Annotated in this window: 9 protein-coding genes; 1 reads left to right on the forward strand and 8 read right to left on the reverse strand. The window is 64.8% G+C overall.

Translation table 11 applies throughout. From position 1 onward, the window contains the following. Positions 1 to 60: 60 nt before the first annotated feature. From guaA to folD, 3 genes are all read right to left on the reverse strand, one after another. The gene (guaA, locus tag HG421_RS09110) at positions 61 to 1626 is read right to left on the reverse strand and encodes a glutamine-hydrolyzing GMP synthase (RefSeq protein ID WP_169706116.1); all 1566 of its coding nucleotides are present in this window, start codon (positions 1624 to 1626) and stop codon (positions 61 to 63) included. Positions 1627 to 1747: 121 nt separating this feature from the next. Further along, positions 1748 to 3205 (reverse strand): IMP dehydrogenase, encoded by a 1458-nt coding sequence (gene guaB, locus HG421_RS09115; RefSeq protein ID WP_169706117.1) that lies wholly within the window; start codon positions 3203 to 3205, stop codon positions 1748 to 1750. Positions 3206 to 3383: 178 nt separating this feature from the next. Beyond that, positions 3384 to 4295, reverse strand: coding sequence for a bifunctional methylenetetrahydrofolate dehydrogenase/methenyltetrahydrofolate cyclohydrolase FolD (gene folD, locus HG421_RS09120; protein ID WP_169706118.1), 912 nt, complete (start codon positions 4293 to 4295; stop codon positions 3384 to 3386). 49 nt (positions 4296 to 4344) lie between these two features. Between folD and HG421_RS09125 the strand changes: the two genes are divergently transcribed. Further along, positions 4345 to 4677, forward strand: a complete 333-nt coding sequence (locus HG421_RS09125) for a DUF1244 domain-containing protein (RefSeq protein WP_169706119.1) — start codon at positions 4345 to 4347, stop codon at positions 4675 to 4677. A gap of 244 nt (positions 4678 to 4921) precedes the next feature. Here the strand turns inward: HG421_RS09125 and HG421_RS09130 are convergent, their stop codons facing one another. From HG421_RS09130 to lapB, 5 genes are all read right to left on the reverse strand, one after another. Further along, positions 4922 to 6781, reverse strand: a complete 1860-nt coding sequence (locus tag HG421_RS09130; protein ID WP_169706120.1) for a monovalent cation:proton antiporter-2 (CPA2) family protein — start codon at positions 6779 to 6781, stop codon at positions 4922 to 4924. 152 nt (positions 6782 to 6933) lie between these two features. After that, complete coding sequence (gene galU / locus HG421_RS09135; protein WP_169706121.1) at positions 6934 to 7827, reverse strand: UTP--glucose-1-phosphate uridylyltransferase GalU; 894 nt, start codon at positions 7825 to 7827, stop codon at positions 6934 to 6936. Beyond that, positions 7827 to 9734: a polysaccharide biosynthesis protein gene (locus HG421_RS09140; protein ID WP_169706122.1), complete on the reverse strand. Its 1908-nt coding sequence runs from the start codon at positions 9732 to 9734 to the stop codon at positions 7827 to 7829. The genes galU and HG421_RS09140 overlap by 1 nt, the downstream gene beginning before the upstream one ends. A 13-nt stretch (positions 9735 to 9747) precedes the next feature. After that, on the reverse strand, positions 9748 to 10722 hold the full coding sequence (locus HG421_RS09145) for an MraY family glycosyltransferase (RefSeq protein WP_169706123.1): 975 nt from the start codon (positions 10720 to 10722) through the stop codon (positions 9748 to 9750). A 263-nt stretch (positions 10723 to 10985) separates the two neighbouring features. After that, the gene (gene lapB / locus HG421_RS09150) at positions 10986 to 12164 is read right to left on the reverse strand and encodes a lipopolysaccharide assembly protein LapB (RefSeq protein ID WP_169706124.1); all 1179 of its coding nucleotides are present in this window, start codon (positions 12162 to 12164) and stop codon (positions 10986 to 10988) included. Positions 12165 to 12169: the final 5 nt, after the last annotated feature.

Raw genomic sequence — 12169 nt, forward strand, 5'->3', positions numbered from 1 at the left:
CCAACGCAATGCCTCATCACAACGACCTCTACACAATAAGGCAAATTCAATATTGCAGATTCATTCCCACTCGATCGTCGCAGGCGGCTTGCCGGAAATATCGTAGACCACCCGCGAGACGCCGCGCAGTTCGTTGATGATGCGGTTGCTCACGGTGCCGAGGAAGTCGTACGGCAGGTGCGCCCAGTGCGCGGTCATGAAGTCGATGGTCTCCACCGCACGCAGGGCGATCACCCATTCGTAGGCGCGTGCATCGCCGACCACGCCGACCGACTTCACCGGCAGGAACACCGCAAAGGCCTGGCTGGTGGTGTCGTACAGGTCGGCCTTGCGCAACTCGTCGATAAAGATCGCATCGGCCTTGGCCAGCAGCTCGGCGTATTCACGCTTTACCTCGCCCAGAATGCGCACGCCCAGGCCCGGGCCGGGGAACGGATGGCGATACACCATCGTACGCGGCAGGCCGAGCTCGACGCCCAGGCGCCGCACTTCGTCCTTGAACAGTTCGCGCAACGGTTCGACCAGGCCCAGCTTCATGTGCTCCGGCAGGCCACCGACGTTGTGGTGGCTCTTGATCACATGCGCCTTGCCGGTCTTGCTGCCGGCCGACTCGATCACGTCCGGGTAGATCGTGCCCTGCGCGAGCCATTTGGCATTGGCCAGTTTGCTGGATTCTTCGTCGAAGATGTCCACGAACAGGTTGCCGATGATCTTGCGCTTGGCTTCCGGGTCGCTCACGCCTTCGAGCTTGGCGAAATAACGGTCGGCCGCATCGACGCGGATCACCTTGACGCCCATGTGCTCGGCGAACATCGCCATCACCTGGTCGCCTTCCTGCCAGCGCAGCAGGCCGGTGTCGACGAACACGCAGGTCAGCTTGTCGCCGATCGCCTTGTGCAGCAGCGCGGCCACCACCGACGAATCCACGCCGCCGGACAGGCCCAAGATCACTTCGTCATCGCCCACCTGTTCGCGCACGCGCGCGATCTGGTCGTCGATGATGTTGGCTGCGGTCCACAAGGTCTGGCAGCCGCAGACATCGACCACGAAGCGGCGCAGCAAGGTCTGGCCCTGCAGCGTGTGCGTCACTTCCGGATGGAACTGCACGCCGTACCAGCGCTTGGCTTCGTTGGACATCGCCGCGACCGGAATGCGGTCGGTCGTGGCGGTAATGGTGAAGCCCGGCGGCACCTGCGAGACGTGGTCGCCGTGGCTCATCCACACGTTCAGGCGCGAGGCGCCGGCGTGGTCGGTCAGGCCGGAGAACAACGCATCGGCGGCCACCACATCGACTTCGGCATGACCGAATTCGCGCTGGTCCGCCGCCTCGGTCGCACCGCCCAACTGCGCAGCCAGGGTCTGCATGCCGTAGCAAATACCGAATACCGGCAAGCCGCTGTCGAACACTTCCTGCGGCGCGACCGGCGCACCCGGCAAGGTGGTCGACTCCGGACCACCGGACAGGATGATGCCCCTGGCGCCAAAACCGGCGATCTCCGCCGGATCATGATCCCAGGCCCAGATCTCGCAGTACACGCCGATTTCGCGAATGCGCCGCGCGATCAACTGCGTGTACTGCGCGCCGAAATCGAGAATGAGGATCTTGTCGGTATGGATGTTGGTCATTAAGAGCCGGGAATCGAGAATCGGGATTGGGGAATCGCAAAAGCAAACGCGGCACCAGCCGCTATCGGATGAGGAAGCGGCGGGCTTTTACGATTCCCGATTCGCGATTCCCCATTCCCGATCATCCAGCGCGGTAGTTCGGCGGCTCTTTGGTGATCTGCACGTCGTGGACGTGGCTCTCGCGCTGGCCGGCGCCAGTGATCTTGACGAACTTCGGCTTGGTGCGCATGTCTTCGATCGTCGCGCAGCCCACATAGCCCATGGTCGCGCGCAGGCCACCGATGAGCTGGTGGATGATGCCGCCGACCGGGCCGCGATACGGCACGCGCCCTTCGATACCTTCGGGAACCAGCTTGTCGGCATCGGAGGCGTCCTGGAAATAGCGGTCCTTGGACCCCTTCTCCATCGCACCCAGGCTGCCCATGCCGCGGTAGCTCTTGTAGCTGCGGCCCTGGAACAGTTCGACTTCGCCGGGCGCTTCTTCGGTACCGGCCAGCAGGCCCCCGACCATCACTGTTGAAGCGCCGGCCACCAGCGCCTTGCCGATGTCGCCCGAGTAGCGGATACCACCGTCGGCGATCAACGGAATGCGGTCCTGCAGCGCTTCGGCCACCATGTCCACCGCGGTGATCTGCGGCACGCCCACGCCTGCCACCACGCGCGTGGTGCAGATCGAACCCGGGCCCACGCCGACCTTGACCGCATCGGCGCCGGCATCCATCAGTGCCAGCGCTGCATCGCCGGTGACGATGTTGCCGCCGATCACCTGCAGGTGCGGATAGGTCTTCTTGACCCAGGCCACGCGGTCGATCACGCCCTGCGAATGGCCGTGCGCGGTATCGACGATGACCACGTCCACGCCGGCCGCAGCCAGCAGCTCGACACGCTGTTCGGTATCGCCGCCGACACCGACCGCTGCACCAACCAACAGACGCGTGGACGCGTCCTTGGCGGCGTTGGGGTTGTCGGTCTTCTTCTGGATGTCCTTGACCGTGATCAGGCCGCGCAGCTCGAAGCTGTCGTTGACCACCAGGATCTTTTCGATGCGGTTGCGGTGCAGCAGCTCGAGCACTTCCTCATCGCTGGCGCCTTCGCGCACAGTGATCAGGCGATCCTTCTTGGTCATGATGTGGCGGACCGGATCGTCGAGCTTCTTCTCGAAGCGCATGTCGCGGCTGGTCACGATACCGACCAGTTCGCTGCCGTCCACCACCGGCACGCCGGAGATGTTGCGCGCGCGCGTCAGCGCGATCACCTCGCCGATGGTGGTATCCGGGCTCACCGTGAACGGCTCGGTGATCACGCCAGACTCGAACTTCTTGACCTTGGCCACTTCGGCCGCCTGCTGCGCAGGGGTCAGGTTCTTGTGGATGATGCCGATGCCGCCCAGCTGGGCCATGGCAACGGCCAGGCGGTGTTCTGTCACCGTGTCCATCGCTGCCGACAGGATCGGAAGTTTCAGACGCAGGTCGCGGGTCAGCCGGGTTTCCAGGCTGACATCCTTGGGCAGGACGATCGAATGGGCGGGGACGAGCGAGACGTCGTCGTAGGTAAGAGCTTCAGCCTGGATGCGTAGCATCGGCGGACCCGAGTGTGGGGAAGCGCGATATTTTAACGCATTGGGGCCGGGATTGGGGAGTTGAGATTCGGGAGCGGCAAAGGCGCCGCCCTGTACCGCCCGCCGTTCGCCAGGAGGCCGATGGCCGGCCGATCCCGCACGCAATCCGGATCGGCCGACGCGCGCTTGGCCGCTGCGGTTAACGAATCCCCAATCCCGAATCCCCAATCCCGGCCGCATCAGCGGCCTCGATGGTGTTCTGCATCAGCGTGGCCACGGTCATCGGACCCACCCCGCCCGGCACCGGCGTGATCCAGGCAGCGCGCTGCACGGCGGCATCGAAGCCGACATCGCCAACCAGGCGACCGTCCTCGAGCCGGTTGATGCCGACATCGATCACCACCGCGCCCGGCTTGACCCATTCACCCGGAATCAGGCCCGGCCGGCCCACCGCCACCACCAGGATGTCGGCATTGCGCACGCTCGCCTCCAGCACATCGGCCGGCGTGAACTTGTGACAGCTGGTCACCGTGCAACCGGCGATCAGCAGTTCCAGGCCCATTGGCCGACCCACATGGTTGCTCACACCGACGATGGTGGCATTGCGCCCGCGCACCGGCTGGTCGGTGTGGCCCAGCAGGGTCACGATGCCGCGCGGCGTACACGGGCGCAGGCCGAATTCGCGCAGCGCCAGATGGCCCACGTTTTGCGGATGGAAGCCATCCACATCCTTGCGGGGGTCGATGCGCTGGATCAGCCGGTTGGCATCGGGGATACCCGGCAGCGGTAGCTGGATCAGGATGCCGTGGATCTTGGGATCGGCGTTGAGCTCGTCGATCAATGCCGCCAGCTCCGCTTCGCTGGTGCCCTGCGGCAGGTCGTAATCGAAGGCTTCGATACCGACCTTTTCGGCCGCGCGGCGCTTGTTGCGCACATACACCGACGAGGCCGGGTCGCCCCCCACCAGCACCACCGCCAACCCGGGCCGGCTCTTGCCTGCCGCGATCCGCGCATCCACCCGCAACTTCAATCCGTCGAGCAACTCCTCGGCGATACGCCGTCCATCGAGAAGGCGGGCCGGAGCGGAGGCAACTGGCGCGGAAGCGGTCATGGGGCGTCAGGTGTAGAGTCGAAGGCCGTCTATTGTCCCCGATTCCGCCATGACCGACACCACTTCCATCACGACGTCCAACAGCGATGCGACCACCACCGCCATCGAAGCGGCCGCATTCCGCCGACTGCTGCAGCATCTCAATCAGGACCGCACCGATGTGCAGAACATCGACCTGATGATCCTCGCCGGCTTCTGCCGCAACTGCCTGGGCGACTGGTACCGCGAAGCGGCGCAGGCGCAGGGGCAGCCGATGAGCAAGGACCAGGCGCGCGAAGCGGTCTATGGCATGCCGTTCGCACAATGGAAGCAGCAGCATCAGAAGGACGCCACTCCCGAACAACTCGAAGCCTTCGCTGCGGCCCAGCAAAAACACGGCTGAGCGTTGGTCAGGATGCGCGGCTGGCGTGTCTGCGGGCTGGCTGCAGGGCTCTTGTCCGCCTACCGGCACGGGACACGCCGTGAATCCATCCATGGAGGCTGTTATGCGGCATCCATGCCGCATAAGGTCCCGCGCCGGTAGGCGGACAAGAGCCAATCGAGATGGTTGGTGTACATGGTTGCAAGCAACGCATGTCGGTTCCTGCGCAGCCCCACCACACCCGCTTGACGATTGCGACGTGTTGTCAGTCGCTCCCGGTCTCTGCCGCAGTCTCTTCACTGGCCTGCGGCAACGCATCGCGGTTGAGCGAGCGGCTCTCCCGGCGCGGCGGCGTGAACGGCGTGGGTTTGGGCACCGTCGGCACGATATTGCCGTACATCAGCCCCGTCCCGGCACGCACACTCCCGGCCGCGATCTCCAGGTCCAGGCGCTCGGCGTCGCGGCGACGGATCTCGCGCGCGATCGTGTCGGCCTCATCCTCATCCACACCCAGTTCGACCAGCGCGGCCCGGCCGAACAGCACCGCGGACTCGAAGGTCTCGCGAATCTGGTAATCCACGCCGGCGGCGATCAGCCGCAGCGAATGCTCGCGGTCGAACGAACGCACCAGCAGGCGCGCATGCGGGAACTCGCGCGTGGCCAGCTCGACGATGCGGTTGGCTGCCTCGCGCTTGTCGATGCAGACCGCAATCGCCAGCGCGCTATGCGCACCGGAAGCATGCAACACATCCAGCCGGGTGCCATCGCCGTAATAGATCTTGAAGCCGAATTGCTCCGCGCTGCGGATCATCTCGATGTCGTTGTCGATGATGGTCACATCCACGTCGCGCGCCAGCAGCGATTGGCTGGCCACCTGTCCGAAGCGGCCGAAGCCGATGATCAACACGCTGCCGGTCTGCCTGCTGGCCGCTTCCACCCCGTCCAGCGACACCTCGGCCGGTGGTGTCAGGCGCCGCTGCAGCAGCACGAACAGCGGCGTCAGCGCCATCGACAGCACCACGATCGCGGTGAGGCTGGCATTGACCTGCGCGTCGATCACGCCGGAGGCGGCGGCCGCGGCGAACAGCACAAAGGCGAACTCGCCGCCCTGTGCCATCAACACGCCGCGATCCAGCGCCTGGCGGTGATCGCTGCGCATCAATCGCGCCACCACGTAGATGCACACGGCCTTGCCGAGCATCAGCGCCAGCACGCCGGTGACGATCAGCCGCCAATCGGCAACGACCACGCGCAGGTCCAGGCTCATGCCCACGCCAAGGAAGAACAGCCCCAGCAGAATGCCGCGAAACGGCTCGATATCCGCCTCGATCTGGTGGCGGAATGTGGATTCGGACAACAACACGCCGGCCAGGAACGCCCCCATCGCCATCGACAACCCGCCCACCTGCATCAGCAATGCCGCGCCCAGCACCACCAGCAATGCGGCCGCGGTCATCACCTCGCGCGCCTTGGACGCGGCCAGGATCCGGAATAGCGGATTGAGCAGCCAGCGGCCGGCCACCAGCAGTCCGACAATGCAGGCCAACCCGATGCCGATGTCATGCCAGCGCTGCGACGCCACCTGCGGGTCGCCGCTGGCCCCCATCCAGGCCACGATCGCCAGCAACGGGACGATCAGCAGATCCTCGAACAACAGGATCGCCACGATCTTCTGTCCCGGCGGCAAGGCGACATCGCCGCGCTCGGCAAGCAGCTGCATCACCACGGCGGTGGAGGTCAGCACGAACCCGGAGGCGGCCACGAAGGCCACTGCAGGCGCGAACCCGAGCCCGATCACGCCAATGCCGGTCAGCACCAACGCACAGACGCAGATCTGCAAGGTGCCAAGCCCGAAGATGTCCTTGCGCAGGCTCCATAGATGCGAGGGCCGCATCTCCAGCCCGATGACGAACAGGAACATCACCACGCCCAGCTCGGCTACGTGCAGGATCGCCTGCGGGTCGTCGAACAGGCCCAGCCCGAAGGGGCCGATCGCAAGGCCCGCCGCCAGGTAGCCGAGCACCGAGCCCAGACCCAGCCGTCGGAACAGCGGGATGGCGATCACCGCAGCGCCTAGCAGGGCCACCACGTTGATCAGGTCACTGGAGTGCGCAGTCTGGCTCATGCCCGGAGTCTAACGGCACCACTGCACCGCCGCCCTGCATCTGCTTGCTTGATTGCAATGGATCTGCGCATCGGGCCACCCTGCCCGATCAATGCCCAAAACGACGAACGACGCCGGCAGGCGTCGTTCGCGATACCACGATGACGGAGCGATCAGCCGTGCGCGTCGGCCTTGGCCAATGCGTCGCGGATGATTTCCTTGGCCGGGCCACCGTGCTTCTCGTGCTCGAGCGCGAAGTGCACGGTCGCCTCGATCAGGCCGATATGTGCGCCGCAGTCGAAACGCCGGCCTTCGAAACGGAAGGCATCGACCTGCTCCTTCTTCAGCAGCTCGGCAATGGCGTCGGTCAGCTGGATTTCGCCACCTGCGCCTGCGCCGGTGGACTCCAGCAATTCGAAGATCGTCGGGCTGAGCACGTACCGGCCAACCACCGCCAGGTTGCTGGGCGCCACTTCCGGCTTGGGCTTTTCGACGATGGCGTTGATGCGACCCTTGCGGCCGTCGAAGGCATCGGTGGAGACGATGCCATAGCTGGCCGTCTTGTCGTGTGGCACATCTTCCACCGCGATGACGCTGCCACCGGATGCTTCGGCCACATCGGCCATCTGGGTCAACGCGGCGTCGCCACGGTTCCACATCAGGTCGTCGGGCAGCAGCACGGCGAACGGCTCGTCACCGACCACGGCCTTGGCACACAGCACGGCGTGCCCCAGGCCCAGCGCTTCGGCCTGCGTCACGAAAATGGCGCGCACGCCGTCCGGCAACGCATGATGGACCAGTTCCAGCTGCTCCAGCTTGCCGGCGCGCTCGAGCTTCTGCTCCAGCTCGTAGGCCTTGTCGAAGTAGTCGGCAATGGAGTGCTTGTAGCGGTTGGTGACGAAGATCAGCGTATCGCAGCCAGCCTGGATGGCCTCGTCGACAGCGTATTGGATCAATGGTTTGTCGATGATTGGCAGCATTTCCTTCGGCACCGTCTTGGTGGCCGGAAGAAAGCGGGTCCCAAGACCTGCGACGGGGAATACGGCCTTGCGAATGCGCTGACTCATTACAGTCTTCTGACCTCACGTGCGGGGAATGGAACGACCGTATCAGATCGCGCGTCGACTTTCCGTCGAGCAGCCGCGAAATCTGGCATCAGACTGCCCAGCACAGTCTCCATCGCCTTGATGTCATAACGATTAACCGCTTCGCGCAGGCGAGTCACCAGCTGCAACACCTGCTCGTGCGAGAACTCGCGCACGCCGGCTTCCAGGATCTTGGGATGCGCGGTAGGCCGATAGTCCTCGTCGGAATAGAACAGCGTCTCATGCAACTTCTCGCCCGGCCGCAGGCCGGTATAGAGGATGGCCACGTCCTTGCCCGGCTGCTTGCCGGCCAGGCGGATCATCTGCTCGGCCAGCAGCCGGATCGGCACCGGCTCGCCCATGTCCAGCGTGTAGATCGCGCCATGCGAGGCGGATGCCGCGGCCTGGATCACCAGCTGGCACGCCTCGGGAATGGTCATGAAATAACGCGTCACATCCGGGTGCGTCACCGTGACCGGGCCACCCTGGCGGATCTGTTCGCGGAACAGCGGCACCACGCTGCCGGCCGAGTCCAGCACGTTGCCGAAGCGCACCGTGATGAAGCGCGTCGGTGCATCGCGTGCGTCAAGACTCTGGCAGATCATCTCCGCGTAGCGCTTGCTGGCGCCCAGCACATTGACGGGCTCGACCGCCTTGTCGGTGGAAATGAACACGAAGGTTTCGATACGCGCCCGCTGGCAGGCACGCGCCACGTTCTCGGTGGCCAGCACATTGTTGCGTACCGCCTCGCGCAACTGCTCTTCCAGCAGCGGCACCTGCTTGTAGGCCGCGGCATGGAACACCGCGTCCGGGGTCGCCGTGTTGAGCGCATGCGCCACCACGGCCGGATCGCCGCAATCGCCGAGGATGCGCACCACCTCGATATCCGGAAACAACCGGCGCAAATCCGAGTCGATGGTCAGCAATGCCAGCTCGTCGATCTCCAGCAGCACGATCCGGCGCGCACCATGTCGGGCGCACTGGCGGCAGACTTCCGAACCGATCGAACCACCGGCACCGGTCACCATCACGGTCTTGTTGGTCAGCCAGTCGCGGATCAGCCGCCAGTCGGGAGTGACAGGCTTGCGATTGAGCAGGTCCTCGATGGCGACTTCTTTCAGTTCGCCGGGCAGCGAGCGTCCTTCCAGCACGTTGATCAGCTTGGGTACCATCCGGAATGGCAGGCCCGTGCTTTCGCAGATCGCCACCACGCGCTGCATGCCGGAAGCATCCAACGACGGTATGGCGATCACCAGCAGCTTGGCGGCGGTTTCCTTGGCGATCGAGGCGGCCTGATCAAGATTCCCCAGCACGTTGAGACCCTGGATCTTTGCGCCATGCAGGTTGTTGGCATCGTCCAGGAAGCCGACCGGCACGAACGCACCGGTGCGGCGCAGATCGCGAACCAGTCCCTCGGCAGCGCGACCGGCACCCAGGATCAACACGCGCTGAGCAGCATCGCCGGAGTGCGCGATCTGGTAGTCCTTCCAGGCGCGGTACAACAGCCGCGGCGTGCCAAGCAGCGCCGACAAGGCGAATGGATAGACCATCAGGACCGATAACGGCACCCCATCCAGGCGGTCGTAGGAGAGGGCCAGCACGATCGCAACCAGGCCGAGGAAACTCGATTTGAAGATGTTCCACAGGTCGGGCACGGAGGCGAACCGCCACAGTCCCCGATACAACCCCATCTTCCAGAACACCAGTCCCTGCGCCACCAGGACCACCCCCGTGCGCCAATCCCACAGCGGCAACTCGGGCGCGTCGCGCAACATGGAGTAGCGGCCGGCATGCAGCAACTGCCAGCACACCCAGACCATCAACAGGTCGTGCACCACAACTGCCGCTTGCGGCAATGCCTTGGTCAAACGGTCACGCCAGGAAATCATAAAAATCCATTACTCAGAAATTGCGCAGTCCGGCGCGCAGAAAGTACCAACTGGCAGCAACGCCCAGGCCCCAGATGACAGCACCGGCGACCTGCAGCCAAGCCCCATCATGACGAATTAACACATACAAGCAGACGGCAATGACACTGAAAGCGAAGTAAATACCAGTTACCGGAACATGGCTGCCGACCCGGCGCGCCAGACGCTGATACACGTGCAGGGAGTGCGGCTCCCACCAGCGGTGTCCGGCAAGCATGCGAGACAATAGCGTGAAGCCGGCGTCTACAAGAAAGGCGGTCAGGGGTATCCAGCCGATCCACCAGCCCGCCGGCCCTTGCACGACGCTCAGCGCGAGCAAGGCGGCCAGCACGTAGCCCAATGCCCCACTGCCACCATCGCCAAGGAAGATGCGCGCACGCGGGAAGTTGAAGGGGAGAAACCCCAGGCATGCCGCGGCCACTGCCAGCCCGGCGAACGACCACGCAGCGGGAACCACCGCAGCGAACGCCAGTGCTGCCAACGCCGCCTGGCTGGCCGCCAACCCGTTGATGCCGTCCATGAAGTTCCAGACATTGATCAGCACCACGCAGGCGGCTGCGCTGAGAACGCCGTCCAGGACATTGCCGGTGTAATGGATGACCAGCCATCCAAGCGATGCCGATGCGGCCAGGTGGATGGCAAAGCGCAGCCTGGCCGACAACGGCCGATGATCGTCCCACCAGCCGACCCCGGCGACCAGGACCAGACCAAACGCAAACCAGCCGACCGGCAGCCGCGACGCTGGCCAGAGCATGCAGGCTGCCACGCATCCGGAAAGGATCGCCGCAACGATGGCCATGCCGCCGCCACGTGGAGTGGCAACCGAATGGCTTCGTCGCTCACCCGGGTGGTCGAGTAGACGGCGATGCAGCGCATAGCGACGCAGCAGCCAGGTTCCCAGCGCTGCAATCGTCAGATGCAATGCGCACCACAGCCAGATCGAGGGCATCACCACGCACCGCACTCCGAGCCGCTGGCGCCCTGTACAGGAGCGGTCGGAGCGGACAGGATCGCAGGACGCAACAGCCTGCTCGCTTGCGCGGCGATGCCGGCACTGCCTGGACCGCGCCACCCGATGCTGGAGTCAGCAAGCGATGCTGCGTACCGAGCCATGGGGACGGCAGTTGCCTGGCACCACTGCAGACTGCGGCGGTGGCTCAACTCGATGTCGACAAGATGCAACGCGGACTGCCCCGAAAGCTGCGACACGTCCTAGACCACCGCGTAGTTCAACAGCGGCTTGACGGTGCCCCATTCCTTGCAGCTTGGGCACTGCCAATGATGCGTCTTGGCACCGAAACCGCAGCGCGTACAGCGATAGCTGGGGTTGCGCACCAGCAGCTGGTCGGTGATGTGCTTGAGATCCTGCAGGGTTCCGACCGGATCGCTGCCCTCGGCCAGGGTCAGCTCGATCAGCGCCGACTCTCCGCGCACCGATGGACGATCCTTGAGCTGGCGGCCGAGATAGGCCAAGGCAGGCGCCACTCCGTCCTGCGCCTCCATCAACTGGGTCAGCGCCAGCACCGGCGCGATGCCGCGATAGTGCTCGGTCATCTCGGACAGGAAATTGCGCGCGCCGGCAATGTCGCCGACCCGGCGATACGCCGCCATCAACGCGGGAATGATCTCCGGCAGATATTCCGGGTCGTGCCGCGCCGCGCGCTCGAATGCCCGCACCGCCGCCTCATCATGACCACGCTCGGCCTCGATCCGCCCCTCCAGAATACCGGCCCGCACGGAGGTGCCATCGGCCTGATAGGCGCGTGCGATGGCCTGCAGGGCCTCATCGGCCTTGCCCAGCCCGCGGTAACGGTCTGCCAGTTCGCACTCGAACTGGGAAATCAGCTTGCCCATGGGCTCGCCGGTGACTTCCTCGTAGCGGGTGGCGTTATCGATCGCCTTTTCCCAATCGCGTTCGGCCTGGTAGATGCCGATCAGATGGCGCAACGCCTGCGGCGCGCGTTGATCGAGCTGCGCCAGTTCGGTGAACACCGTTTCAGCCCGGTCCAGCAGACCGGACTTCATGTAGTCCTCGCCCAAGGCAAGCAGGGCCTGCACGCGTTGTTGGTCGGTCAGGTCACCGCGCTGCACCAGTCCCTGATGCAGCCGGATGGCGCGATCGACCTCGCCGCGGCGGCGGAACAGATGACCCAGCGCAACCTGCGTCTCGAAGGTTTCCTTGTCCAGCTCGGCGATGTGCAGGAACAGCTCGATCGCCTTGTCCGGCTGCTCGTTGAGCAGATAGTTCAGGCCGCGGAAATACGTGCTCGACAGACGACTGACCTGGGTATCGCCATGGCGCTGGCCACCACGCCGACCGACGATCCAGCCACTCAGCGCCGCCAGCGGCAGGAACAGGAAAAACCAGAACCACTCGGTCAGGAAGTCCATACGTA

The sequence above is a fragment of the Xanthomonas campestris pv. badrii genome (assembly GCF_012848175.1).
Lineage (GTDB): Bacteria > Pseudomonadota > Gammaproteobacteria > Xanthomonadales > Xanthomonadaceae > Xanthomonas > Xanthomonas campestris_C.